This is a genomic window from Curvibacter sp. GW821-FHT09D12 (genome assembly GCF_059416245.1).
The window spans coordinates 1-26,101 of the sequence record NZ_JBWKOU010000019.1; the positions used below are offsets into that span (position 1 = coordinate 1).

A 26,101-nucleotide genomic window follows, 5' to 3' on the forward strand; every position below is an offset into this window, starting at 1 on the left:
GTGTTGGTGGCGCTCACGTCCTTGAGCCAGGTGATGCGGCCCATGAAGGTCAGGTCTTCACTGGGCTTGAGCACCAGTTCGTGCGAGCCCTTGAGGTAGGTGGTGAAGGGCTGGCCCTTCTTGTAGTTGAGGTCGCCCTGGTCGCCCAGGCCCGACACGGCGCTCAGGCCGCCGCCCGGCGAGCCGGTGTTGCCCGCCGCGATCAGGCCGGGGCTGGGGTCTTTGGCACGGATGCCCGTGCCCACCGACACGGTCGAGTCGAAGCTGCCGCGCAGGCCGTCTTCGGTCTCGAAGGTGAAGGCTGCAGCATGGCCACACGCCAGGCAGGCAGCCGTTGACAGAACGGAGAAGCGAAGTCCGATCATGGGGAACCCTCTTGTAAGTCAATCTTGGAATGGGCAGACACCGACCCCCAGCCCTTGCTGGCGGTGTCTGGATGGAAGACCATGAATCAACGCTCGCTGATTGAGCGCAGGTTGTCCGCCGTGTAGAAATTGGCCTTCAGGCGAGGATGCTTGCCAGGTTCAGTGAGCCAGCGAATGTCTTTGCCGGTGCCTACGGTATGGGTGTCAAAGACATATCGACCTTCAGCCAAGTTGTTTTGCACCATGGCCATGGCATCACAGGTGCCCGTTTCATAGACCGGGATCAGAAAGCCTTCACGCATCTTGGCGAGTTGGTTGCGACCGTCAAAGTCATCCATCAGCACGGGTGCCCAGCTGTCCTCATCCAGGTAGATCGTCCGTTTGGGGGCCGAGTGGCGCATGCCAGCCTTGACTGTGGCTTCGATGACCCAGACCCGATGCAGTTCATACCGGCGATGGGTCTGCGCGATGAAGTCATTGCCCGCCACGTCTTCGAACTTGGCTTTGAAGTCGTGCGCACCGAAGGCGTTGTAGGGCACGTAGATTTCCTTCTTGCCCACCAGCTTCCAGTCAAAACGATCCAATGCACCGTTGAAGACGTTGGGCTCATCCAGCGTGTACTGGTTCTCCATACCGATCTGGGGCGAATCATGGGAGTAGGTCGGCATGCGACGAACCCGCCGTTGGCCAGGGAAGTAGTAGAAGGTTTCGTTTTCAGGCTGGTTGATGTACTGCGTGATGGCCAGAGACTGTCCAGCCAATGCCGCTGGTGCGACATAGCCAAAATAGACATAAAACTCGACGGGCGGGTATGACGAAAGTGCGTTGGAGCCCTTCACGCCCCAGGGGATGAACAGTGTCTGCTCGGAGTCTGCACGGATCCACTCGTTGCTGCCGCGGCGGGGCGACACCGCCGTGATCGTGGCTTTGTAGTCGATGCCCACGCCCCGATAACGCATCTTGGCGTTCCACATCGCTTCAACACCTGTTGCGGGAATGGGAAACGGATACCCAGGAACCGCGGCGTCTTTGAGACTCCAGCCGTCTGAATTCAGCGTTGCAGTGCCAACATTCTTGCGCGTATTGCTGGCCACAAAGTCAGGGACGCCGCAGGTTCGGTGGCTGGGGAACACATCCATTTTGTAGCCCTTGGTTTGCTTGACCATGGCCACCTGTCCAGCAGATAGCTTATCGGCGTACTTGTCAACGTTGTTGGCATCAATGGTGAAAAGGGGCTTCTCATCCTTGTATTTCCAATGCGCCTGGCGCAGCTTTCCCCATTCCCAGCCTGGCAATGGAGGCTCTGCGCCCTCCCATGCAGGAATGCTGCCGTCTTTGTTGCCACTTTTTTCCGCACCTGATGGTGTCAGCTTGTCGAGTTGGGCGAGATCGGCCGCCAGCGCCAGGGGGCTACCTACCACCAGGCCCACCACGATGGCGGTCATTTTGAGAGTGTGCGCAATCGGGCCGCGGTGCAGACATGAGACAGACATGGATTCTCCAATCGAGTAACAGTTGAAGGAGTGAGTTGAAAAAGACGGAAGAGCGATGGCGTACGTGCGAGCCAGCGACTTACAGCACCTGAAGCATCTCGGCGACGGGACGCCGCCTCTTGCGTGGCCAATTGCCGGCAGCCGGCTTGCCCACAGCGATCAGCATCACAGGCAGGTCCTCAGGCGCCAGGTCAAACTCTTGCCGCAGCGCGTCGACATCAAAGCCCCCGATGGGAGCCGTGACAAGGCCCATGGCCTGGGCGGCCAGCATCAGGTTCATGGACGCCAAGGAACCCGACCGGATGGCTTCATCCCGTTGTTTGGCGGGCTTGTCCTGGAAGGCAGCCTGCGCATCGCCAACCCAGGCTGCCAGCTCTTTCTCGCTGATGCGGCCCTCGTCATGAAGGGGCAGCAGTGTCAGTCCAAGTTCAAGGTGAGCGTCCAGCCGGCCGCACACAATGAAAGTCACCGCAGCATCGGCGACCTTGCGCTGGGCATACGCCGCCTGCGCCAACGCTTGTTTGCGTGCCGGCGATTTGACCGCGATGAACCGCCAGTTCTGCAGGTTGTAGGCACTGGGCGCTTCTGTCGCATAAAAGGTCAGCGTTTGCAACACCGAGTCATCGATTTCAAAGGTCGGATCAAACCTGTCGATGGAAGTGCGTTCGCTGATCAGATCGAGCACGGGATGAAGAGAAAGGTCCATGAAGTCAGTAGGTCAGAGGTGATCGGTTGAGGCAGGACGGCTTATCGACGAGGCAGCATGCGACGCAACACGGCGTCGCGGCGAATGAAGTGGTGCATGAGCGCGGCAATGACATGCAAAGCGACGAGTACCCACGCGACCCATTTGCCCAGAAAGCTGTGGACGGCCCACATGCCCTCCTCCAGTTCGAGTACCGTCCACCCCATGCCCGAGCGGAGCATCTCGGCCCAGGCGGTGTCGCGGCAGGCCGGCAAGACAAACAGGCCGAAATCCGTCGGGTCGTAGGTGGTCATGTAGCCCGAGATCGGCATCAACAGAAGCAGGCCGTAAAGGGCTCGATGGGTCATCTCGGAGGCCAGATGCTCAAGGCGGGTCCCCGGCACCGGGTCAGGACGTGTTCCCACCAGGCGCCAAAGCAGGCGTGGCAGTGTCAGCACACCGATCGTGATGCCCAACACCCAATGGATGTTGAGCACGGGAACCACTCGATGGGCGTCCGCCGTCAGACCCAGAAGGGGGGGCTTGATGCTCGTCTCAGGGTCCACGATCCAGATGACGTAATAGACAACGACATAGGCGGACAGGAACCCGGCGGCAGTGAGCCAATGAAAGAGCATGGAGGCTGAACCATAGGCATCAACCGTGTTTTTCCACTTCATGGGTCTCTCCTTGAATTGAGGGTGACGCGTCAGTTTCAGGGCAGAAGCACCGTGATGACCTTCTCTTCGGTGTAGGCAATCGCACCTGACAGGCCACCTTCACGACCGATACCACTGGTCTTCAACCCCCCCCAGGGCAGATTGGCATCCAGGGGACTCCAGCAATTCACGCCGACGGCGCCCACCTTCACGGCCCCGGCCACCTTGTGTGCGCGAGCCAGGTCACGGGTCCAGACGGTGGCGGCAAGCCCGTAATCAGAGTCGTTGGCCAAGGCAATGGCCTCTTCGTCCGTGTCGAAAGCGATGATCGTGCCCACCGGCCCGAAGATCTCTTCGCGAGCGATCGTCATCTGGTTGTCGGCGTCAGCAAAGATCGTGGGCTTCACAAACCACCCCTTCTGGGAGGTCGCGACACCACCCGCCAACAACCTGGCTCCCTCATGAATACCGACCTCGATGTATTTGTTGACCCGGTCGTATTGCGCCTTCTTTGCCACAGGCCCCATCTGGACACCTGGCAGGCTCGGGTCGCCGATGGTGATCGCTTCCGCCGCCTGTGCCAGCGCGGCGGCGAATCGATCGGCGATGCTGCGATGCACCAGAATCCGAGAACCCGCTGCGCAGACCTGCCCCTGATTGACGAACAAGCCCAGAGCACAGCCGCGCACCGCGTCATCAAAGACTGCGTCGTCGAAGACGATCTGCGGGCTCTTGCCCCCCAGTTCCAGAGCAACCCGTTTGAACATGGGCCCTGCGATGCGCTGGATGGCGCGTCCGGCTTCCGGACTGCCAGTGAAGCTGATCTTGTCCACGCCAGGGTGCTCACACAGGGCACGTCCGACGACTTCACCGTCACCCGTGACCACGTTCACGACGCCATCTGGAAAGCCCGCCTCTTGGCACAGCAAGGCCAGGTGCAATGCCGATTGCGGTGTTTCTTCCGAGGGCTTGATCACGACGGTGCATCCAGCAGCCAGCAGGGCCGCCAGCTTCCAGGTCGTGATCATCAGGGGCGAATTCCAGGGCACGATGGCCCCAACCACCCCGATGGGCTCCCGCACGGTGTAGGACAAGGTCCTGGTGCCCATGTAACCCGCGGTAGGAATGGTTCGCCCTTCGAGCTGATTCGCCCAGCCTGCCGCGGCGCGCAGATTCGCCACCGCATTGGGAACGTCCATCATGCGCGGCTCCATGGGCGAACGACCGATGGCCATCGCATCCATATCGGCCAGGAGATCCGTGTCGCGCAACACCAGATCGGCCAACTTGCTGAGCAGCAAGCTGCGTTGGGAGCCATTGAGCTGGCTCCAAGGCCCGCCATCCAGCTGGGATCGGGCCGCGGCAACAGCCCGCTGCACGTCTTCAGCGGTACCACGCGCCGCGGTCGCGTAGACCTGTTCACTGACGGGGCTGATCAGGTCCATTCGGGCGCCATCCGAGCTTTCGGCATGCGCGCCTTCGATGAAGTGTTTCCAATGTTGATTCATGGCAATGCCTGCATGGTTGGGATCGATGAACCGGCCACTCAGCGCACAAAAGGCACTTCGCTGAAGCCGGCTTCCAAGGCCGAGACGATCGAGTCGATCTCGGGGCGCTGCATGACCAATGGGGGCGAGAGAATGATCTTGGTGCCCACCGGCCGCACGATCGCGCCGTGCCGACGCGCCACCTCTGCCACGCTGTAGGCGTACCCTGACATCGGGCTGATGGACTCGCGGGTCTTCTTGTCATTGACCAGATCGATGGCGAGCATCAACCCCTTGCCACGCACTTCGCCCACGGCTTCAAAGCGGTCCACAAAGGGCTTCAGGGCCTCAAGCAGATACGCCCCCTGCCGACCGGCATTGGCCGGCAGATCTTCTTTTTCGACGATGTCCAGGCTGGCGATCGCCGCGGCGCAACCCACCGGATGCCCGGCATAGGTATAGCCGTGCATCACGACGCCGGAAAAGTCCTGGTTGGACTCGAAGGCATTTGCAACTCGGCTGTTGAACACCGTAGCGCCAAGGGGCACATAACCAGAGGACAGGCCTTTGGCGAAGCACATGAAGTCAGGCTTGACACCCCAAGCCCGTGCGCCGAACAGACTGCCTGTGCGACCAAAGCCAGTGACGACCTCGTCGGCAATCAACAGCACGCCATATTTGTCACACACCTCGCGAACGCGCGGCCAGAAGCTGGCCGGCGGAACGATCACGCCACCGGCGCCCTGCACGGGTTCCGCAATGAAGGCTGCCACGGTATCCGGACCCTGGAACTCGATTTCACGCTCTAGCAAGGAGATGCAGATGTCGACGAGTTGCTCGGGATCCTGGGTAAATGGATTGCGATAGACCCAGGGGTTTTGCACCTGCGAGCAGCCCGGCATCAGTGGCTCGTAATTGCGACGAAACACTGTATTGCCGTTGACGGACGCACTCAGGAAGTGACTGCCGTGATAGCCCTCCTTGAGTGAGATGAACTTGGTGCGGTCCTTCTGGCCCAGCACCTTCCAATACTGGCGGGCCAGCTTCAAGGCGGTTTCGGTCGCATCCGATCCGTTGGAGCTGAACACCACACGCTTCATGTCTTCCGGGGCCAGCGCGGCGATCAACTTGGCCGACAACTCTTCGGCCGGCGGATTGGAAACGCCGTCAAACAACTGGAAGTACTCGAGCTGATCGAGCTGATCAACGATGGCCTTCTTGACCTCACTTCGGTTGTGCCCGACGTTCACGTTCCAAAGGCCGCCAACGCCATCAACGTACTGCTTTCCAGCATCGTCAAAGACGTAGCAACCGTCGCCACGGACGATGCGAAGCGGCTTGCGCTCCTTCATTGCTCCAGGGTGCATCATGGGGTGCCAGAAGCGGGCGTTTTCGTAAGTCATCGGTTCTCCGAACAAGACGCGCACACACGGAGGTGTGCAGATTTCAAAGGGGCGTTGCCACCCGTTGAGGTAGTGGACGAGCAAATTCTCGCCAGCCCCCTTGTTCATCGTTAGCCCAAATTGGCATCTGCCGACGCCACCGCTTCACGTCATCCGCGCACCAATTTCAAGCACGTCGATGACGGCATGCACCAGCTGCACGCAAAGGAATCAGCGCACGCCAACCCGGCACGAGAGCCGCCGCACAACGCCGCTGAATCCCAAGGGTTTCCCCGATCAACGGTCCCTCTGAACCGGTCGCAAAATCCGCGCTCTGAGCAGTCACACGGACATCGTTCCGGACTTGCACGGTTCTTGCAGCGTCGCCCACACGTCAGCCCGCCCCTCATTCAAACAACACAGAAACGCCATGAACCTCAGCATGAATTGCTTCAATGATGTGCAGATGCACGCCTCAGCAGTGAATGATTGGCGTCAGACCTACAGCCAGATCAGTGCGGGCAATCTGCAAAGCTCTCTGGCGCAGATCAAGAGCCAGCGCCTGCATGTATTTCGCGAACAGATCAATCAACGCGTGGTTCAGCACGGTGAAGCGCCCCGCGGAAAGGTTTGTTTCGCTGTTCCCATTGCGATCCCTGGTGCCATCAGAATGCAAGGGCGGGAGGCGGATGAAACCAGCTTGTTCGTGCTGCGCGGTGGCGAGGAATTCATGTTCCACATGCCCATGGGCATGGACATGCTGTCACTCACCTTCGACAGCGACCTCTTCGACCATGCACTTGATGACTCGCCGGATGCCGAAAACATCGAGAAGCTGCTCAAGCAACCCGTGATCCGAATCCCGACGTCCCGTTTCAGTGAATGCCGGCGTCGATTGCTGGCCATGTTCTCTGAAGCGATTGCCGATCGTCGTGCGACCCTGCAAACGGGGTTCGAGCCCAATCTTGAAAGTGCCATGCTCCATGAGCTGATGGAGTTGCTGGCCGATCCCCACCTGAAGACGCTGGAACGACAACCCACGTCTGTTCACAGTTTCATTGTTGAGAAGTGCCATCACCTCACGGTGTCCGACACCTTCAACCCACCGAATGTGATCGACCTTTGCCATCGACTGAAGATCAGCCGCCGCACGATTCAGAACAGCTTCAAGAACGTCACAGAAACCACCCCGACGCACTACATCAGGTCCATTCGCCTCAACGGTGCCAGGCGCGAGCTGATGACCAGCAACGCCTCGGAAGTGTCGATTGGAGATGCAGCCAGCAAATGGGGCTTCAGTCACTTGAGCCACTTTGCCGCCGACTACCACGGCCTGTTTGGTGAGTTGCCATCGCAAACCCACCGAGCAGACCAGCGCCAGCCCGCACGTCACCAACACTGATCCGCCTATTGGACCGCCTTCTGCGACCGTAGCAGCCCCGCGTGTAGAGGCCGGGCCTTTGGCTCTGCTTCAGTGGTCATCATCTGCCCCTTGACGCCCAGGCGGAGCATCGCGTCCAGACAGGCGATGGCGGCGGCGGCGCCCGCCACGGCCACCTGGGCGCTGCCGATGTCCTTGCCCACCCGCTCCCGGCCGTTGTGCAGGGCGGCCGGCGAAATGATGGCGGAGTATTCAAGGGCGGCTTCGCACAAGGCTTGCTTGGCGGCGCACAGGGACACAGGGACACAGTGGGATGTGTGGAGCATGGCTCGTGTCGTTCTTGAGGCTGTAAAAAGGGCCTCCCCTTTCGCACGGCCCTGTTGGGGTTCAGGCGACAGGGGAGGCCCCAGGAAAGGGATTGATCCTGGCTCAATGTCCCCGCAACTGCCGGGCCAGCTTGTCCAACACTTCGGGCACCCGTCCGGTGGTGCTGATGGCCGCCACGAATCGGTCAGGACGCACGACGGCGACATGCGCACGCGCCTTGTCGAACCAAGCCTCCAGCTTGTTGTCGGCGTCTTCGACGCTGATCACACCGGGTGTCACCAGGGGTTGATGACGGCCACTGCCACTGCGAGACCGGTTGACCTGGATGAAACGTGCGCCCATGCCTTCCCAATGGCGAATATCGTCGTCCGACAAACCCGCCTTGGGGTTCGTTCGATAGCCGATGATGGCGTAAAAGTCGCCCAGCACATCGTCAAAACGCAATCGCGTGCCACGGCCATCTTCGACAAAGGGCTGGATGAACAACTGCCCGACGACGTCGTCGTCGCGAATGTCTGGCCACTCTCGGTGGATCAGACCTTTCGCGATGGTGGCCTTGGGCTTGAACTTGAACTCCAGCAAGTGGGAGCGCAGGTTCTCGACCGTGTCGACCGCCTGGAAGACCCAGTCACGCACCCCCGCCAGCAGAGGACTTGTCATGCCCAGAATCGCGCCCATGTTGTCAGCCAGCGCGATCAGATCAGTGGCATGCCCACGCCGCTCCACATCGTAGCTGGCCAGGATCGAAGCGCCGGCATGGCCCTTGACGATGGCTGCCACCTTCCAGCAGACATTGACCACATCGCGCAGACCAGAGTTCAGACCCTGCCCCGCCCAAGGTGGCGTGATGTGGGCCGCATCACCGATCAGCGCCACCCGCCCCTGCACAAAGCGCTCGGCCACACGCGAGTTGTGGGTGTAAGCCCGGATGCGGATGATGTCGAGCTGGTCCACAGCATCGCCAATGTGAGAACGAATCAGGGCTCGGATATTGGGCTCTTCGCACATCTTCTCTTCGTCTTCATGCTCCATCAGCATGAACTCCCAACGACGTTGGCGATAGGGAAGGTAGATGCACACGAAGGGACGGCTTGGGTCGGCATGCAGCGCCGTGTAGGGCGCATCGAGCGTGTCATTGGCGGCATCGACAACGACCCATTTGCGTGGATGCGTCAAGCCCACCAGTTCGATGCCCAGTTGCTTGCGTACCCCCGACCGGCCCCCGTCTGCACCGATCACATACTGAGCCTTGAGCTCGTAAACCTCGCCCTCCGGGTTCTTGACCTTCAGGGTGACGCCAGATTCATCCTGGGTCAATTCCAACATCTCATGGCCCAGACGCAACTCAACTGTGGGGCGCTTCTGTAGCTCTTCGCGCAGGGTGGCCTCCAGCAGTTGCTGCATGAAGATGTTGCGCATGGGCCAGCCATACTCTGCAGTCGTTGGCTTCACTTCTGCAAAGCAGACCCCACGCGCATTGAAGTAACGCAGTGGCACATCGGAGATCATGTCCTGCACCGCAGGCTCAGCCACGCCGGCACCTTGCAGAACCCGAAGCGCTTCATCATCCATGCCGACGGCCCGCGGATAAGGCAGGATCTCACGGGCCACCTCAAGGACCACGCATTCAATGCCGTGGAGGCCCATGTAGTGGGCTGCTGCAATGCCGTTCGGGCCACCACCGACGATGACGACCTGGGTTTGTTGCTTGTTCATGTTCAATCCTGTTGGGACAGGGCACCGGCGCTCTGGCCGGGCCGATGTCGGTGAAGAAGGCGATGTCAATGGAGAATGGCGAACTCGTTCGTTGCGCCCGAAGGTTTTCGAGGCCGAACCGAAGCAACGCCTGGGATCAGAGGCGATCGAGCGTGATGTTCCTGCTCGGTGCATGCGCATCGGCAAAGCGCTGCTTGGCTCGCTCGTCGTCGTGGTCGGTTTCGAGAAAAAACTCGATCCGATTACCGTCTGGGTCGTTGAAGTACAAACCGGTTCCAATCTCGTGGTCGGTCACCTTCACAATCTCCACGCCCCTATCCAGCAGCATCCCGTACAAGCGCCGCAAGGTGTCCAGATCACCCGCGATCTCCAGCCCGTAGTGCTGCAGGCCCAGGCCACCTCGTTGCGCCCCCGGCTCGGCTCGAATCAAGGCGATGTCATGGTGCTTGGGCCCGAAGGACATCATGATCCAGTTGTCGGCACGGGCACTTACAGTCATGCCGATGATGTCCACATACCAGCGCGCAGACAGCTCGGGATCTTTCACCAGCAAGGCCAGGTGAGTTCGCAACACTTTGGGATGGGTCATGCGGCAGCCTCTTCATGGGCGACGACCGAGCGATGCGCGACATTGATCTGGGCAACCACGGGTGACCAGGCCACCTCGGTGATCTCACTGAACTCCCGCCACTGCTTTTGCCAGCTGTTGCCGCCATCCACCGAGGTGAACAGGTGGCCGTACTTGGTGCCTGCCACGATCCTGCGCGGATCCGACGGGTCCATTGCAATCGTCCAAAAGCAGGAGTTGGGTTGCTGTGGAAGCGGCAGCACCTCCCAGTTTTCGCCGGCGTCGACAGAGCGCAGAATCCGGCTGGTGGTCCCCGGCGTACCGTCCGACAAGCTCAGGTACAGGGTGCTCTCGGTTCCCAGCGGGGCACTCAGTGCGCGGGCGTAATAAAGCCCATGGGTATCGTTGGGCAGAAAACCTGTCCAGCTCAGGCCTTCATCGAAGCTGCGGTAGACCGCGTTCACGCAGGCCACCACGACCACCTTGTTCCCATGGTTGGACAGCACCTGGATGTTGTGAATGTCCGAGCGGAAGGGCCAAAGCAGGCGGGCGTCCACCCGCTCCCACGCCATTCCACCATCGCGGCTATGAAACAGGCCCCCCTCCTCCAAGCCAAACCACAGTTGATCTGGGTCGACAGGGTCGAATGCGAATGCCAACAGACGTGGTCGGTTGACCCCGGCGCAGAACTCAGGGATGTCAACCGCGGCACGTTCCCAACTCAGGCCGCCATTCAGCGTGCGCCACAGGACAGCATGCGATGGCGCCCCGGTTCCCACGAAAATGCGTGCCGAATTCCCCGGATCCACCAGTACCTTCCAGACCATCTGCCCGGTGAAGGGGCTCTGCACCTGCTCCCAGGTGTTTCCCAGATCTTGACTGACACACAGCCCGATGTCCGTGCCGGCATAGACACGCCGAGGCTCCGACGGATCGAGGCAGACTGAGCGCACCACCGCATCGAACTCCAAGGGCTGCCCAAGACCCAGTCGATGCCAGGTCAGGCCCTGGTCGTTGCTGCGCACGACAGCTTGGCCAGCCGTGCCTACCAACCACGTTCCTTCGCTCATGTAACACATCCTTCCAAAGTTGACGGCCCCAACGCCAGTGGCTGAAAACGGCCAGCCAAGCGCCCTGTCGCCGCAATGAAGCTCATCGATGCACGCTGGATTGCCACCCCATGCGAGTGCACCGCCCACAAACAAGGGTTGACACCACTTTTGCAAACACCCGCCTAAAAAGTCGTGCATATGCCCCTTATTTATTGCTAGTTTATTTCATAGAGATAAATTAGCAATAAATAAAAAGGCATTTTTCTCAGCAAGGACGCACTTTCTCCCAAAGCTGATTCAACGCAAATCCAAGAGGCAAGAAATGAAGTAACGACGCGAACATTGCCGTGTTCCAGCGGGAACGGAGCAGATGCTCCATGGTCGCCAGACCCACTCAGGACCGAGGTTGCTTGTAGTCAACGCCGTTCACGGTCCAAGTGCTGAAAAATGAAGCGAGGTTGCCTCGTGACAGTGCCAGCCCCGCCCTCACAGAAGGTTTGACGCGCGAGGCCAGTGCGGCGGCGAGACACATGGCCAAGGGGGCGACGGTGCGTTCAGGTGCGAGGTGAACCCTTGACGGTACTTCGGGGCGCCAGGGCATCGGGTGTGACGCGGGTGGAAGCATCGGTGCAACCCATGCCATGCGGCGCCCAGAGCGGGTCGCCAGGGTCTTGAGGGGGACCGTTCGTGGTTGACCGCCACGGAGTTGGCACGCACGGTGTCGCCCACGCCGAGCGGCGTGTCCAGCGGACGCCGCACCGCCACCCGGGGCAAATCGACCTCGACGTTGACAGCGTTGTGCCACAAGTCAATCCAGCCACCGAGGGCGCGATCCGGCGCCAGGCGCCAGGACTTGGGTGCTGGGTGCTGGGTGCTGGGTGCTGGGTGCTGGGTGCTGGGTGCTGGGTGCTGGGTGCTGGGTGCTGGGTGCTGGGTGTTGGGTGCTGTTGCGAGAGGGCACCCAGGGTCTACAACCAAGGGGCCAAGCAAGCGGTCAATGGCCTGATAAGAGCCCCCATCAAACTGATGCGGCCTCTTGAACACCGGCACCATGTTGCGCAGCAGTGCCGACTTGTGGGTCGAAAACCTGGCCAACGCCAGTTCAGCGGAGAGACTCAAGGCCTGATCTGCCCAGACTGAGGCGGCCAAGTGGGCGTTCGACGGTCTATAGCCGGCGCCTCTTCAACGCAGGATGCCGGCAAAGAAGGCCGACAAATCGGCATACCCGTCAAGGGGCAACACATGGGCGATGTACTGATCGGGACGGACCACGATCAGGCATCCGCGCTCGCGATCGATGCCGCGCAGGTCAAAGATATCGCCCGCGCCCTTGTGATCAACACAAAACGCCTTCTCGTGGTCCTGCAGGCCCAGCCGGCCGGTCCTGGGCTTGAGCAGCGAGGGCAGGTGCTCATAGGCCAGTTGGTCGAACGTCTGCTGGAAGATGGCACGCAAATCGATCACGGCATCAATGTCATCGCCTGGGCGGGTGTGGCGGCGCACGGGCGAGGCGGGGTCGGTCTCCAGCCAGTCGGCCAGGCGGTGGATGGCCGAGCCGGGAGCCGAGCTGTCGGCCTGGCCGGCAAAGGCGTACAGGCGCCAGCGGGCGTCGGCCTCGGCCGCATGGCCCAGTTGCATCTGCTTGGCATCGGCCAGCCGCACCACGGGGGCCGAATGGAAGCGGCGGCCGATCTCCTCACCGCGGGCCAGGGCCTGGTGGGTGGCAGGGCCGACCAGGGCCGAGGCATCGTACTTGACGGCGGTGCCGCCGGTGAACTCGAGGTTGGCCTTGAATTGGCGGATGATGCGCGGCTCTTCGGTACCGTCACGCTCGGCCTGGGTGGTGGGTGCAGACATGATGCGGGCCCACTCGTGATCGGTCTCCACCAGCCGGCGCGCCTCGGTCAGGCGCTCTTTGGAGTAGCTGCGCAGCAGGCTGGGATCGGCCCGACCCTGCAGCACATGCACCAGCTTCCAGCCGAGATTGAAAGTGTCTTGCATCGAGACGTTCATGCCCTGACCGGCCTTGGGCGAGTGGGTGTGGCAGGCATCACCCGCGGTGAACACGCGCGGATTGCGGTGGCTGCCCTCGGGCACATCGTCAAACTTGTCGGTGATGCTGTGGCCGATGTCGTAGATGGACCACCAAACCACCTCCTTCACGTCGATCGAGTACGGGCGGATGATGCGGTTGGCCGCGGCAATCATGTCGTCCTGCGTGAACTTGCGGCTGGCCGCCTTCTCGTCGGGGCGCAGCTTGTCGAGTTCGACATACATGCGGAACACATAGCCGCCTTCGCGCGGCAGGATCAGCACATTGCCCTCCTGGGCCGACGAGATCAGGCATTTCTGGCGCACATCGGGGAAATCGGTGTTGGCCAGGATGTCCATCACGCCCCAGGCCTGGTGGGCCGCATCGCCGTGCAGCACGCCACCGATGGCCTTGCGCACCGCTGAGTGGGCACCATCGCAGCCCACCACATAGTTGGCCCGCACGGTGCGGGTGGCGCCCCAGTTCACGCCGCTGGCGTCCTTGAGCGTCACGGTCACGGGGTGGTCTTCGGTGTCGGGGTCCACCGTCAAGCCGACGATCTCCCAGCTGTAATCCGGCTCCAGTCGCGAGGGCGAATTTTTCATCACCTCCAGGAACAGCTCGTGCAGGCGGGCCTGGTTGATCAGGATGTGCGGCATCTCGGAGCTGTCATCGGCCACGTCCTGCACCCGGCCCACACGCTTGATGTGCTGAGGGTTGATGGGATCGGGCATCCAGAAGGCCGTCTGATTGACCCAATAGGTCTCGCGCTTGACCTTGTCTGCAAAGCCGAAGGCCTGGAACATCTCCATGGTGCGCGTGTTGATGCCGTCGGCCTTGCCCTTGATGATGTTGGTGGGCATGCGCTCGATGATCAGGGTTTCGATCTCGGGAAACTGCGCCAGCTGGGCTGCCAGGCACAGGCCGGCGGGCCCGGTGCCGGCGATCAGCACATCCACCTTCTCGGGCAGCGGTTCGTTGATGCCGCGGTTGCGGCGATTGGGCGCGGCCTGCTTGACGTCGGGGTTGCCGCCTCGGAATCCGTCTTTATAGAACTGCATGTCTTGTCTCCTTGGGATGGGGTGGTGCCGGTCCGGGGCTGCCGGCGTGCCCGCAAATAATAACTATGCTTACTATTTGTTGTCAATTAAATAAGTACACTTACCAAAACACCCGTTACAGTTCTTCTCCAGACCCCATCCCGGAACGCAGGCATGAACTCACTCGACATGGCGGGGCACCTGATACGTCGGCTGCACCAGCAGTCCACCCAGGTGTTCACCCAACGCACGCAGGCCGCAGGCTTTGACCTGACCGCGGTGCAATTTGCCGCACTCGATGCCATCCAGGCCAACCCTGCAACCGATCAGGCCACGGTGGCCGAATTGATTGCCTACGACCGGGCCACCATCGGTGGGGTGATTGATCGCCTGGAGCAGAAGGGTTGGGTCAAACGAATCGTCAGCGAACGCGACCGTCGCGCCCGCGAGCTGTCGCTCAGCCCCGAGGGGGCCCGCATCCACGCCGCCTTGTTGCCCATCGTGCAAGAGTTGCAGAACGACATACTGAATCCACTGAGTGAGGCCGAGCAGAGCGCGTTTCTGGCGCTGGCCAGCCGCGTGGTGCAAGCCTGAGAGGGCTGCCACCTTGGCCGGTCAGGATTGACGGGATGGGGCACGCTCAGGCTGAATCCCCTCCCGGATCGGTGCGCCAGACCGCTTGATCAACACGGTAGCCGCTTTGCGGCGCGCGAGGTTGCACTCACCCCGGGATCTCAGGCTCCACCAGCCAGGCCAGCAACTGCAGGGACTCCTGCCAGCCAAGGTAGCAGGCCTCGGCCGGAATGACGGCGGGAATGCCCTCTTGCTTCACCTGCAGCTCCACCCCGCAGGACACGGGCTTGAGCATCACCGTGGTCTGCATGGTGCCTGGCAGATGGGGATCGTCGAAGAGGGCGGTGTAGCGCAGCTTTTCGTGGGGCACCAGTTCCAGGTATTCGCCACCGAACGCGTGGCTGTGGCCGGTGCTGAAATTGGTGAATGACATCCGGTAATGCCCCCCGACCCGAGGCTCCAGCAGCTCGACCGCGCCGGTGAAGCCATGGGGCGGCAGCCATTTGGCCCAGGCCGCCGGATCGATGAAGGCACGGTACACACGCTCAGGCGTGGCGCGCAAAACTCTGTGCAATTGAATGGTCTGGGTCGGCATGGTGGGCTCAGCTCCTTTGGACATGATCAACGCCCCCAGCGGGGACCGGTGGGCCAGTATGCCGTAGCCGGCCCGGCGACCTCAATCACCGCCCTGGCACAAACCCGCAGTGCTTCATGCCGCCTTGCTTTCATACTGCCGGCTGCACAACACAGGAGGTTTCATGTCCGGATTTCTTCAACGCACCCTGTTCGGGATCGGCTGCCTGGTGGCGGCACCACTGTGCCTGGCCCAGGCTTCGGGCCTGAGTCGCACCCTGGTCGCCAAGGCCGATGTCTCCGTCACCAACCGCGAGGCCGTGGTGGCGCGGGTCGAGGTCAGCCCGGGCAGTGCGGCGGGCTGGCACACGCACCCGGGTGACGAGATCAGTTACGTGCAGGATGGCGAGGCCACCTTGCTGCAGGCCGGCCAGCCTCCGCGCAAGGTAGCGGCAGGCGAAGCCTTTGTGATCCCGGCCGGGGTGGTGCACAACGCCATCAACCACGGAACCGCCCCCATCAAGCTGATCGGCGTGTATGTCGTCGAAAAAGGCCAGCCCCTGGCCACGCCGGCACCTGAGCCGGCGCGCTGAAGTGCGGATGCAAGGCCGCTCGGCCTGTGTTGATTACAGGCTCTTCAAGGGCACCACGTCCTTGCCCTTGAAGGTGTAGACCGTCACGGCCGACGATTTCAGGTCGTGCTTGGGGTCGTAGGCAAATTCGCCGGTCACGCCCGCGTATTTGCCGGCCGCGATGGCTTGCACGATCTTCTTGGTGTCGAATGACTGGGTGGCCTCGATGGCGCCGGCCAGCAGGTACATGCCGTCGTAGAAGGCCGCCGCGTAGGTCAGCGGGTCGCGCTTGTACTCGGCGCGGTAACGCTCGACAAACTTCTGGCCCTTGTCGCTCTTGTCGAGCATCGAACCGCCCTGGGTGCAGAAGGTGTTCAAGTCGCCGCTCACCTGGGCCAGCGTGGCCGTTTCAGACGAGCAGATGCCGTCACCGCCCAGCAGGGGCACGGTCAAGCCCAGCGAGCGCATCTGGCGCAGCATCGGGCCACCCTGCGGCGAGTAGCCGCCATAGAACACGGCGTCGGCCTTGGAGGCCCGCACATTGGTCAGGATGGCGCTGAAGTCGGTGGCCTTGTCGGTGGTGAACTCATTGGTCACCACCTTGAGGCCCAGTCGCTTGGCCTGTTCACTGAACTCCTTGGCCACGCCCTGGCCGTAGGCAGTGCGGTCGTCGATCACGGCCACGGTCTTGACCTTGAGGTCTTGCGCGGCATAGGTGGCCATCTTGGCGCCCAGTTGGTTGTCGCTGGCCCCGATGCGGAACAGGTTGTTGTAGCCCAGTTCGGTCACCTTGGGGTTGGAGGCCACGGTCAGCACCACCACATCCGACTCATTGAGCACCCGCGAAGCAGGCACGGTCACGCCCGAGTTGTAGGGGCCCAGAACAAACTTCACCTTTTTGTCGGCCAGGGTCTGCGCCACTTGCACGCCTTGCTTGGGGTCGGCGACGTCGTCATTGATGTCCAACTCGAACACCACGGGCTTGCCGCCCACTTTCAGGCCCTTGGCGTTGAGCTCCTTGATGGCCAGTTGCGCACCATCGCGGTTGTCAATGCCATTGGCGGCCTGGGGCCCGGTGATCGGGCTCATGAAGCCGATGCGGATGCGCTCTTGCGCCTGGGCGGCCACCGCGGTCATGGCCAGGGCCACTGCTGTCATGCTGAACAGGATTTTTTTCATGAAGACGTCCTCGTGAGTCGTGGTTGAAAAAGGAAAAGGCAAATTTAAAAAGAAGCTGCCCACCAGCTGTCCCAACCCGGCGCGGGCCGTCGACCGGGAAACAGACGCTCGGGAGCGGGCGAACGGAACACTCAGAGGCGCGGCGCGAGACGGTGCGCCAGCACAGAGCGCAGCAAACCTGGTGTGATCAAAAGGGGGGGTTGGGCCCGGGCCGCTGAAGGCGCCTGGTGCGAGCGTGGCAGCACGGCAAAAAGTGGCACGTGCGCCAAGGCGTGGATCGCCATGTTGAATTCTTTCTTGTCTCGGGTATCGCGTTGGTGTGCCGCCCTGGTGAGGTGGCCACCCCGTCTTGTCACTCCGCCGGTTCGTGCCGACGGATCCGCAAAGTGGGGGTGATATTAGCCACCGCCGGCATGGCCTGCCGGCTCAGCGGCCTTGCATCAGTTTTTTTCAAGCACCACAACTGCAACCATCAGCAAACGCTTCGGCCTGCCTGCGGCGGCCTGGACTCGGATAATCCGCCTGATGCCCTCACCCCAATTCAGTGCCCGCAACGCCACCCTGATCGGCCTCATCGCGATTGTTCTCTGGTCCTCCGTCGTGGGCCTGATCCGCAGCGTCAGCATGGGGCTGGGGGCCACCGGGGGCGCCGCCATGATCTATACCCTGGGGGCGCTGCTGCTGGCCCTGACGGCGGGTTTCACCCCCCTGCGCAGCATTCCGCGGGCCTACCTCGTTTGGGGCAGTCTGCTGTTCGTGGCCTACGAATGGTGTCTGTCACTGTCCATTGGCTACGCCAACACCGCCCAGCAGGCCATCGAAGTCGGCATGGTCAACTACCTGTGGCCCACCTTCACCTTGCTTTGCGCCATCGCCTTCAACGGCCAGCGTGCCAACGCCTTGATCGTGCCGGGCGTGCTGGTTGCCCTGGCCGGCATCTGCCAGGTGCTGGCGGGCGAACGCGGGCTGGACCTGGCCGGCATGCTGGCCAACGTCCAGAGCAACCCCTTGAGCTACGGGCTGGCCTTTCTGGGGGCCCTGCTGTGGGCGGCCTACTGCACGGTCACCGCCCGGATGGCCCAGGGGAAGAACGCCATCACGCTGTTCGTGACGCTCACGGCGCTCACGCTGTGGTGCAAATACGCCTTGGCGGGGGGCGAGCCCATGCACTGGAGCCTGGGCACCGGCATCCACCTGGCCTTTGCCGCCGCCGCCATGGGCCTGGGTTACGGGGCCTGGAACGTGGGCATCCTGCACGGCAACGTCACGGTGCTGGCGGGCGCCTCGTACTTCACGCCCGTGTTCTCGGCCGCCCTGGCCGCGGTGCTGCTGCAGGTGCCCCTGACGCCCGCCTTCTGGCTGGGCACCGGCATGGTGTGCGGCGGGGCGGTGCTGTGCTGGCTGGCGACGCGGGCAAAGTCACCCTGCACCGCCTGAAAACCGGTTGCCGTACTCAGGCCCGCTCGGTCGCCACCGCCCGCAGCAGGCTCACCAGGCGCTGGGTGATCGGCGTCAGCGGCCGCCCGCGCAGGGTGATCAGGCCCACGGGAGGCACCTCGGCCTCCACATCGAGCGCCAGGGGCGTGAGCAGGCCCAGGGCCGCAAAATGCCGGGCCACCGAGTCAGCCATCAGGGCCGCGGCGTTCTGGTCGCGCAGCAGGGTCAACTGGCCCAGGAAGGACGCGGTCTCGACCACATCGAGCGGTGGCGTCAGGCCCAGGCGGAAGAACTGCTGCTCCAGCTTCACCCGCATCGAGGCCCAGGGCGGCGGGGCCACCCAGCGGCCATTGGCCAGCTCAGGCCAGCCTGGCTCAGCCGTGCCCGCCAGCAAAGGGTGATCGGGGCGCAGCACCACGCGCATGCGCTCCTCATACAGCGCCTCGGTCAGCAGGTCGGGGGCGGCATAGCCGGGCTCCAGCCGGCCCACGAACAGATCCAGCTCACCCAGGCGCAGCTTGGGCAACAGGTGGGTCAGGTCGCCCTCCTCGATCAGCACGGTGGCCTCTGACGATTCGGCCTTCAGGCGCTCGATGGCGGGTGCCAGCAGCGTGGGCAGGCCCACCACCATGGCACCGACACGGGCGCGCCCAGCCACCCCGCGTTCGATGGTGCTGATCTCGTCGCGGGTGCGTTCGTAGTCGGCCAACACCGAACGGGCAAAGCGCAGCATCGACAGGCCCGCCGCCGTGGGTTCGGTGCCCCTGCGGGAGCGATCAAACAGCTGCAGGCCCAACATGTCTTCGACCTCGCCCAGCATCTTGGACACCGCCGGCTGTGTGACCGACAGAAATTCGGCCGTGCGGCCCAGGTGGCGGAACTCGTTGAGCGCCAGCAGCAATTGCAGGTGGCGCAGCTTGATGTTGGAGCGCAGAGCGCGGTCAATGTGGGACATGGGCGCGCATGTTACATGAGGTATTACTCATATCAAGTTTCCATTTTTCGATTGGACGGTTATGAATCAAAAGCGCACCATGCGGCCCAACAACCACAGACGGAGACACTGTCATCATGAAATTGCCTCGCCTCAATCGCCGCGAGTGGCTGGCTGGCGCCGCGCTCGGCCCCCTGGTGGGCGCCGCCGCCACCACCGTGCCGGCCCTGGCCGCCGCCGCAGACGACTACCCCAGCCGCCCCATCAACTTCATCTGCCCCTGGCCGGCCGGGGGCACGGCCGATGTGTCGATGCGGGCCATCTGCCAGGTGGCGGCGCGCATCCTCAAGCACCCAGTGACCGTGGACAACAAGGCCGGTGCGGCCGGCATGATCGGCGTGAAAGCGCTGGCCGGGGCCAAGGCCGACGGCTACACCATCGGCCAGATCCCGATCTCGGTCACCCGCTTCTCGCAGCTGGGCACGGTGCAGACCAACCCGCTCAAAGACTTCACCTACCTGGCCCGCAGCTCAGGCCAGACCTTCGGCATCGCCGTGCCGGCCGACTCGCGCTTCAAGACATTGAAGGACATGGTCGAGTACGCCAAGACCCACCCCGGCGAGCTGACCTATGCACACGCAGGCATCGGCGGGGCCACCCATGTGGGCATGGAAGAATTTGCGTTTGCCGCCGGCATCCAGCTCAACGGTATCGCCTACAAAGGCGGCGCCGCAGCCCTCAACGACACCCTGGGCGGCCAGGTCGACATGCTGGCCGATTCCAGCTCCTGGGCACCCCATGTCGAGGGCGGCAAGCTGCGCCTGCTGGCCACCTGGGGCGAGCAGCGCACGCCTCGCTTCAACAGCACACCCACCCTGCAAGAGCTGGGTTTCAAGGTGGTGGTCGATGCCCCTAACGGCATCGGCGCCCCGGCCGGCCTGCCGGTTGCCGTCGAGAAAAAGCTGCGCGATGCCTTCCGCCAAGCCATTGCCAGCGAAGAATTCAAGGCCGTCGCAGCCCGCATCGACGCCCCCCTGATGTACCTGGACGGCCCCGACTACAAGCGCTATGTGGCTGAGGTCTACAAGCGCGACACCGCCCTGATCGAGCGACTCAAACTCAAAGAACTTCTGGAAAAAGGCTGATTGGCCATGAGCACCTCCCCCCACCTGATCCGCCTGCACACGGCCGACAACGTGTTGATCGCGAAGCTGCCAGTGGCCATCGGCCAGGCCCTGCCCGAGCTGGGCGCCAAGGCCCGGGCCCAAGTACCCGCCGGCCACAAGATCGCGGCCTGCCGCATTGCAGAAGGTGAGGCGGTGCGCAAATACAACGCCGTCATCGGTGTCGCCGCGCGCGACATCGAGCCCGGCGACTACGTGCACACGCACAACTTGCGCCTGGTCGAATTCGACCGCGACCCGGGCTTCGGCCTGGATGTGCGCCCGGTCGACTATGTGCACGAATCCGAGCGAGCCACCTTCCAGGGTTATGTGCGCGAAGACGGCCGAGTGGGCACCCGCAATTTCGTAGGCATTCTGGCCTCGGTGAACTGCTCGGCCACCGCCATCAGCCACATCGCGGCCCATTTCACGCCTGAGCGCCTGAGCGCCTATCCCAACGTGGACGGCGTCGTCGCCTTCACCCAGACCACAGGCTGCGGCATGTCCTCGCCCAGCCCGCACTTCGACCTGCTGCGCCGCACCCTGGCTGGCTACGCCCGCCACCCCAACCTGGCCGGCGTCCTGGTCGTGGGCCTGGGCTGCGAGCGCAACCAGGTGGCCGACCTGATGGACTCCCAAGGCCTGAAAAGCGGGCGCTTGATGCGCAGCATGGTGATGCAGGACGTGGGTGGCACCCGCGTCACCATCGAGGCCGGCATCCGCGCCATCGAAGAGATGCTGCCCCTGGCCAATGCCTGCCAACGCCAGACCGTGCCGGCCAGCCACATCAGCATCGGCCTGCAGTGTGGCGGCTCGGACGGTTTCTCGGGCATCACAGCCAACCCAGCCCTGGGCGCGGCCATGGACATCCTGGTGCGCCACGGTGGTACGGCCATTCTGTCCGAGACGCCCGAGATCCACGGCGTGGAATACATGCTGACGCGCCGTGCCGTCTCCCCCGAGGTAGGCCAGAAGCTGCTGGACCAACTCACCTGGTGGGCCGAGTACACCCGCGGCCACAACGGCCAGTTCAATGGCGTGGTGGGCCCGGGCAACCAGGCCGGCGGCTTGGCCAACATCTTTGAAAAATCGCTGGGCTCGGCCATGAAGTGCGGCACCACCCCGCTGCAGGGCGTGTACGCCTACGCCGAGCCCATCGACCGCAAGGGCTTTGTCTTCATGGACTCGCCGGGCTACGACCCGGTTTCGGCTACCGGCCAGATTGCCAGCGGCGCCAACCTGATCTGCTTCACCACCGGGCGTGGGTCAATGTTCGGCAGCAAGCCGGCGCCCACCATCAAGCTGGCCAGCAACACCCCCATGTACCAGCGCCTGAGCGAGGACATGGACATCAACTGCGGCGCCATCCTCGACGGCGAGGTGGACCTGCCCGGCATGGGCCAGCGCATCTTCGAAGCCATCCTGCGCCACGCCTCGGGCGAACGCACCAAGAGCGAACTGCTGGGCCTGGGCGACCACGAGTTCGTGCCCTGGCACCTGGGCATCGTGAGCTGACAGCCCTCCTTCGCAGCTGACCCTTTTTCAAGACGAGACCCCATGACCGTGTCCCACCCGCTGGCCCTGAACCGGGCCGACCTGATCGAAACCCGCCATCTGATTGCAGGCCTTTGGTGTGCCAGCCTGCAGGCAGACGGCGCCACGCTGCCCGTCTACGACCCCGCCGACCTGAGCCAGATCGCCACCGTGCCCGACGGCGGTGCCATGGATGCCCATGCCGCCCTGAACGCGGCCCAGGCGGCCTTTCCGGCCTGGAAGGCCCTTCCTGCACGCGAGCGCGCCGCCATCCTGAAGCGCTGGAACGACCTGATCGTGGCCCACCAGGACGACCTGGGCCGGCTGATCAGCCGCGAGCAGGGCAAGCCCCTGGCCGAAGGCCGTGGCGAGGTGCTGTACGCCGCCAGCTATGTGGCGTGGTTTGCCGAGCAGACCACCCGCGCCAATGGCGAGGTGATCCCCACCCCGGCGCGCAACAAGCGCCTGCTGGCGGTGCGCGAGCCCGTGGGCGTGGTGGCGGTGATCACACCGTGGAACTTTCCAGCCGCCATGATCGCGCGCAAGATCGCCCCGGCCCTGGCCGCCGGCTGCACCGTGGTAGCCAAGCCTGCCGAAGACACCCCGCTCACCGCCCTGGCCCTGGCCAAGCTGGCGCAAGAGGCGGGCGTACCCGCCGGCGTGTTGAACCTGGTCACCGCCTCACGAGACCGCACCCCCGAGGTGGTCGACGTGTGGCTGGCCGACGAGCGCGTGCGCAAGATCAGCTTCACCGGCAGCACCCCCGTGGGCCGCCACCTGGCGCGTGAATCGGCCGCCACGCTCAAGAAGCTCTCGCTGGAGTTGGGCGGTAACGCCCCCTTCATCGTGTTCGAGGACGCCGACCTGGACGCCGCGGTCGAAGGCCTGATGGTGGCCAAGTTCCGCAACGGCGGCCAGACCTGCGTCTGCCCCAACCGCGTTTATGTGCACGAGGCCGTGCACGAGGGCTTCGTGGGCAGGCTGGTGGCCCGTGTGGCTGCACTGCAGGTGGGGCCGGCCAGCGACCCGGCCTCGCAGATCGGCCCCATGATCAATGAGCGCGCCGTGGCCAAGATCGAGCGCCACGTGCAAGACGCCGTGGCCAAGGGCGCGGTGGTGCGCACCGGCGGCGAGCGCCTGAAGCGCGATGACGCCCCCGGCGCCGCCTACTACGCACCCACCGTGCTGACCGAGGCGCAACCGGACATGGAATGCGCCTGCGAGGAAACCTTCGGCCCCGTGGTGCCGGTCACCCGCTTCCAGACCGAGGCCGAGGTGATCGCCGCCGCCAATGGCACGCCTTATGGCCTGGCCGCCTACTTCTACACCCAGGACCCGGCGCGCATCTGGCGCGTCAGCGAGGCGCTGGAGTGCGGCATCGTGGGCATCAACGAAGGTGCCCTGGCGGCAGAGGCCGCGCCCTTTGGCGGCGTCAAGGCCTCGGGCTACGGTCGCGAGGGCTCGGTGCATGGCCTGGACGACTACCAGCACATCAAGTACCTGTGCCAGGGCGGGCTGGGCTGATTCTGCCAACCCGCCCCGCGGCCATCCCCATTTTCAACCCCTGGCGGCAGCAAGTTGCCGCCAGCGCAAATCCATCCTCAAGCCATGACACCCACCAGCAGCCTGCCCAGCGGCAACCCCTTCAAATACGCCCTGCAACAACGCCAGGCCCAGGTGGGTCTGTGGCTGTCCATGGCCGACCCCTACCTGGCCGAGGTCAGCGCCACCGCCGGCTTCGACTGGTTGCTGATCGACGGCGAGCACGCCCCCAATGACCTGCGCAGCACCCTGGCCGCGCTGCAGGCCGTGGCCCCTTACCGGGCTCAGCCCGTGGTGCGCGCCGTCCAGGCCGACACGGCGCTGATCAAGCAACTGCTGGACATCGGTGTGCAGAACCTGCTGGTGCCCATGGTGGATACCGCTGAACAGGCCGCCCAGGTGGTCAGTGCCACCCGCTACCCGCCCCAGGGCATCCGCGGCGTGGGCAGCGCCGTGGGCCGGGCCTCCCGCTGGAGCGCCCGCGGCGACTACCTCCAGGTGGCCGACAGCGAGGTGTGCCTGTTGGTGCAGGCCGAAACCGTGACCGCGCTCAGCCATCTGCAGGCCATCTGCGAGGTCGACGGCGTGGATGGTGTCTTCATCGGCCCGGCCGATCTGGCCGCGTCGATGGGCCACCGCGGCAACCCGGGCCACCCCGAGGTGCAGGCCGCCATCGAAGGCGCCATGCGCACCATCATCGCCAGCGGCAAGGCCGCCGGCACCCTGACATCCGACCCGGTCCTGGCCCGCCGCTACCTGGAACTGGGCTGCACCTTCGTCGCCACCGGGGTCGACGTGCTGCTGTACGCTCAGGCAGCCCGTCGCCTGGCCGCCAGCTTTCTGAACACCGCCCCCGTGGCAGCGCCGGCCCCCGGTGCGGCCTACTGAGCCCCGCCACACGCCTCACAACGTCATCTGCCATGCCTACCTCCGCTGAAACCCTCCAGGCCCTGGGCCAGATCGTCGGTGCCGCCCACTGCCTCACCGCCACGGTCGACACCGAATCCTTCACCACCGACTACCGCAAGCTCTACCGGGGCGACGCGCTGGCCGTGGTACTGCCTGCCAGCACCGAAGAGGTCAGCCAGGTCATGGCCTGCTGCCACGCCCACGGCATCCGTGTGGTGCCCCAGGGCGGCAACACCTCTTTGATGGGCGGTGCCGTGCCCGAGCGCGACTCGGGCGCCATCGTGCTCAACCTGCGCCGCATGAACCAGGTGCTGGGAGTGGACACCGTCAACGACACCTTGACCCTGCAGGCCGGCGTGACCTTGAGCGGCGCCCGTGCCGCGGCCGACGAGGCCAAGCGCCTGTTCCCGCTGCGCATCGGCTCGGAGGGCTCGTGCCAGATCGGCGGCAACCTGGCCACCAATGCCGGCGGCACCGCGGTGCTGCGCTACGGCAACATGCGCGATCTGGTGCTGGGCATCGAGGCCGTGCTGCCCGATGGGCGCGTCTATTCCAGCCTGCGCGGCTTGCGCAAGGACAACACCGGCTACGACCTCAAGCAGTTGTTCATCGGCTCGGAAGGTACGCTGGGCATCATCACCGCCGCCGTGCTCAAGCTCTACCCGCAGCCGCGGGCCGTGTCCGCTACCTTCGTGGCGGTCAGCGACCCGGCGGCCGCGGTGCAGTTGCTGGGCCTGGCCAAGCAACTGGCCGGCCCTCATGTGACCGCCTTCGAACTGGTCTCGGCCGACGCCATGGCCCTGGTCTGCGACTACCTGGGCGGTGCCCGCCCGCCACTGGCGGGCCAGCCGGCCTGGATGGTGCTGATGGAGTTCAGCTCCACCGGCGAGCAGGCCGCCCTGGACGCCCAACTGACGGGCGTGCTCGAAACCGGCATGGAACAAGGCTGGGTGCAAGACGCCGCGCTGGCGGCCAGCCTGTCGGATGTGCAGGCCTTCTGGCGCCTGCGCGAAGAAATCTCGGACGCCCAGACCCGCACCGGCGGCAGCATCAAATGCGATGTGTCGGTCCCGCTGTCGGACATCCCGGCCTTCATTGAACAGGCCAGCCAGCAGGTGCAGACCCTGGCCCCAGGCAGCCGCATGGTGATCTACGGCCACATGGGCGACGGCAACGTGCACTTCAACCCGCTGCGCCCCGCCAACACCCCGGCGCGCGACTACCTGGACGCCCACTACGCCGAAGTCTCGACCGCCGTGGACCAGCTCGTGCACCGCCTGCATGGCTCGATTTCGGCCGAGCACGGCATCGGTGTGGCCAAGCGCGACGACCTGCGCCTGTACAAATCCGAGGTGGAACTGGCCCTGATGTGGCAGGTGAAGCGGGCATTGGACCCGCAGGGCCTGCTCAATCCCGGGAAGATGCTGCCGGCGGTATGAGGCCGGGCTGACAACAGGCTCCCCAGGCTTTCACCGATTGCCAGTGCCGGCGGCGGCGGT

The 26,101-nt window shown here is 63.8% G+C and carries 23 protein-coding genes; 9 read left to right on the top strand and 14 right to left on the bottom strand.

The genetic code is table 11. The features are described 5' to 3' along the window. The 6 genes from AC07PT_RS23415 to AC07PT_RS23440 all read right to left on the bottom strand — a co-directional run. A partial coding sequence (locus AC07PT_RS23415) for a DUF1302 family protein (protein ID WP_494658287.1) occupies positions 1 to 365 on the bottom strand: 365 nt, incomplete at its 3' end. A gap of 86 nt (positions 366 to 451) precedes the next feature. Beyond that, positions 452 to 1,810 carry a DUF1329 domain-containing protein gene (locus AC07PT_RS23420; RefSeq protein WP_494658288.1) on the bottom strand — a complete coding sequence of 453 codons (1,359 nt, stop codon included), beginning with the start codon at positions 1,808 to 1,810 and terminating at the stop codon, positions 452 to 454. 127 nt (positions 1,811 to 1,937) lie between these two features. After that, the gene (locus AC07PT_RS23425; RefSeq protein WP_494658289.1) at positions 1,938 to 2,564 is read right to left on the bottom strand and encodes a nitroreductase family protein; all 627 of its coding nucleotides are present in this window, start codon (positions 2,562 to 2,564) and stop codon (positions 1,938 to 1,940) included. Positions 2,565 to 2,605: 41 nt separating this feature from the next. Beyond that, the gene (locus tag AC07PT_RS23430) at positions 2,606 to 3,223 is read right to left on the bottom strand and encodes a cytochrome b (protein ID WP_492347800.1); all 618 of its coding nucleotides are present in this window, start codon (positions 3,221 to 3,223) and stop codon (positions 2,606 to 2,608) included. Positions 3,224 to 3,258: 35 nt separating this feature from the next. After that, positions 3,259 to 4,710 carry an aldehyde dehydrogenase family protein gene (locus AC07PT_RS23435; protein WP_494658290.1) on the bottom strand — a complete coding sequence of 484 codons (1,452 nt, stop codon included), beginning with the start codon at positions 4,708 to 4,710 and terminating at the stop codon, positions 3,259 to 3,261. 38 nt (positions 4,711 to 4,748) lie between these two features. Then, complete coding sequence (locus AC07PT_RS23440) at positions 4,749 to 6,092, bottom strand: aspartate aminotransferase family protein (RefSeq protein ID WP_492347798.1); 1,344 nt, start codon at positions 6,090 to 6,092, stop codon at positions 4,749 to 4,751. Positions 6,093 to 6,501: 409 nt separating this feature from the next. Between AC07PT_RS23440 and AC07PT_RS23445 the strand changes: the two genes are divergently transcribed. Continuing rightward, entirely contained in the window at positions 6,502 to 7,473 is a 972-nt protein-coding gene (locus AC07PT_RS23445) for a helix-turn-helix domain-containing protein (protein WP_494658291.1), read from the top strand. 5 nt (positions 7,474 to 7,478) lie between these two features. Here AC07PT_RS23445 and AC07PT_RS23450 read toward each other — a convergent pair whose 3' ends face one another. The 5 genes from AC07PT_RS23450 to AC07PT_RS23470 form a co-directional block, all read right to left on the bottom strand. Next, a complete protein-coding gene (locus AC07PT_RS23450; RefSeq protein WP_494658292.1) occupies positions 7,479 to 7,778 on the bottom strand; it encodes a hypothetical protein in 300 nt (99 codons plus the stop codon). A gap of 103 nt (positions 7,779 to 7,881) precedes the next feature. Beyond that, positions 7,882 to 9,495, bottom strand: a complete 1,614-nt coding sequence (locus AC07PT_RS23455) for a bifunctional 3-(3-hydroxy-phenyl)propionate/3-hydroxycinnamic acid hydroxylase (protein WP_494658293.1) — start codon at positions 9,493 to 9,495, stop codon at positions 7,882 to 7,884. A gap of 136 nt (positions 9,496 to 9,631) precedes the next feature. After that, on the bottom strand, positions 9,632 to 10,084 hold the full coding sequence (locus tag AC07PT_RS23460; protein ID WP_492347795.1) for a VOC family protein: 453 nt from the start codon (positions 10,082 to 10,084) through the stop codon (positions 9,632 to 9,634). Further along, on the bottom strand, positions 10,081 to 11,133 hold the full coding sequence (locus tag AC07PT_RS23465; protein ID WP_494658294.1) for a WD40/YVTN/BNR-like repeat-containing protein: 1,053 nt from the start codon (positions 11,131 to 11,133) through the stop codon (positions 10,081 to 10,083). Before AC07PT_RS23465 ends, AC07PT_RS23460 begins: the two co-directional genes overlap by 4 nt. A 1,164-nt stretch (positions 11,134 to 12,297) precedes the next feature. Continuing rightward, a complete protein-coding gene (locus AC07PT_RS23470; RefSeq protein WP_494658295.1) occupies positions 12,298 to 14,208 on the bottom strand; it encodes an FAD-dependent monooxygenase in 1,911 nt (636 codons plus the stop codon). 153 nt (positions 14,209 to 14,361) lie between these two features. Between AC07PT_RS23470 and AC07PT_RS23475 the strand changes: the two genes are divergently transcribed. Further along, complete coding sequence (locus AC07PT_RS23475; RefSeq protein WP_494658296.1) at positions 14,362 to 14,781, top strand: MarR family winged helix-turn-helix transcriptional regulator; 420 nt, start codon at positions 14,362 to 14,364, stop codon at positions 14,779 to 14,781. A 127-nt stretch (positions 14,782 to 14,908) separates the two neighbouring features. On the opposite strand, the gene AC07PT_RS23480 is transcribed toward AC07PT_RS23475, so the two are convergent. Next, the gene (locus AC07PT_RS23480) at positions 14,909 to 15,355 is read right to left on the bottom strand and encodes an SRPBCC family protein (protein WP_494658297.1); all 447 of its coding nucleotides are present in this window, start codon (positions 15,353 to 15,355) and stop codon (positions 14,909 to 14,911) included. A 163-nt stretch (positions 15,356 to 15,518) separates the two neighbouring features. Between AC07PT_RS23480 and AC07PT_RS23485 the strand changes: the two genes are divergently transcribed. Next, positions 15,519 to 15,926, top strand: coding sequence for a cupin domain-containing protein (locus tag AC07PT_RS23485; protein ID WP_494658298.1), 408 nt, complete (start codon positions 15,519 to 15,521; stop codon positions 15,924 to 15,926). Between the two features lie 33 nt (positions 15,927 to 15,959). Here the strand turns inward: AC07PT_RS23485 and AC07PT_RS23490 are convergent, their stop codons facing one another. Next, the gene (locus tag AC07PT_RS23490) at positions 15,960 to 17,084 is read right to left on the bottom strand and encodes a branched-chain amino acid ABC transporter substrate-binding protein (protein ID WP_494658299.1); all 1,125 of its coding nucleotides are present in this window, start codon (positions 17,082 to 17,084) and stop codon (positions 15,960 to 15,962) included. A gap of 525 nt (positions 17,085 to 17,609) precedes the next feature. Here AC07PT_RS23490 and yddG point away from each other — a divergent pair. Further along, on the top strand, positions 17,610 to 18,521 hold the full coding sequence (yddG, locus tag AC07PT_RS23495; protein WP_494658300.1) for an aromatic amino acid DMT transporter YddG: 912 nt from the start codon (positions 17,610 to 17,612) through the stop codon (positions 18,519 to 18,521). 16 nt (positions 18,522 to 18,537) lie between these two features. On the opposite strand, the gene AC07PT_RS23500 is transcribed toward yddG, so the two are convergent. Then, positions 18,538 to 19,476, bottom strand: coding sequence for a LysR family transcriptional regulator (locus AC07PT_RS23500; protein WP_494658301.1), 939 nt, complete (start codon positions 19,474 to 19,476; stop codon positions 18,538 to 18,540). 116 nt (positions 19,477 to 19,592) lie between these two features. On the opposite strand from AC07PT_RS23500, the gene AC07PT_RS23505 reads away from it, so the two are divergent. From AC07PT_RS23505 to AC07PT_RS23525, 5 genes are all read left to right on the top strand, one after another. Then, on the top strand, positions 19,593 to 20,600 hold the full coding sequence (locus AC07PT_RS23505) for a Bug family tripartite tricarboxylate transporter substrate binding protein (RefSeq protein ID WP_494658302.1): 1,008 nt from the start codon (positions 19,593 to 19,595) through the stop codon (positions 20,598 to 20,600). 6 nt (positions 20,601 to 20,606) lie between these two features. Beyond that, positions 20,607 to 22,133 (top strand): UxaA family hydrolase, encoded by a 1,527-nt coding sequence (locus AC07PT_RS23510; RefSeq protein ID WP_494658303.1) that lies wholly within the window; start codon positions 20,607 to 20,609, stop codon positions 22,131 to 22,133. 42 nt (positions 22,134 to 22,175) lie between these two features. After that, a complete protein-coding gene (locus tag AC07PT_RS23515; protein ID WP_494658304.1) occupies positions 22,176 to 23,675 on the top strand; it encodes an NAD-dependent succinate-semialdehyde dehydrogenase in 1,500 nt (499 codons plus the stop codon). 102 nt (positions 23,676 to 23,777) lie between these two features. Further along, positions 23,778 to 24,581, top strand: a complete 804-nt coding sequence (gene hpaI, locus AC07PT_RS23520) for a 4-hydroxy-2-oxoheptanedioate aldolase (protein WP_494658353.1) — start codon at positions 23,778 to 23,780, stop codon at positions 24,579 to 24,581. 32 nt (positions 24,582 to 24,613) lie between these two features. After that, positions 24,614 to 26,041 carry an FAD-binding oxidoreductase gene (locus AC07PT_RS23525; protein ID WP_494658305.1) on the top strand — a complete coding sequence of 476 codons (1,428 nt, stop codon included), beginning with the start codon at positions 24,614 to 24,616 and terminating at the stop codon, positions 26,039 to 26,041. The last annotated feature ends 60 nt before the right edge of the window (positions 26,042 to 26,101 follow it).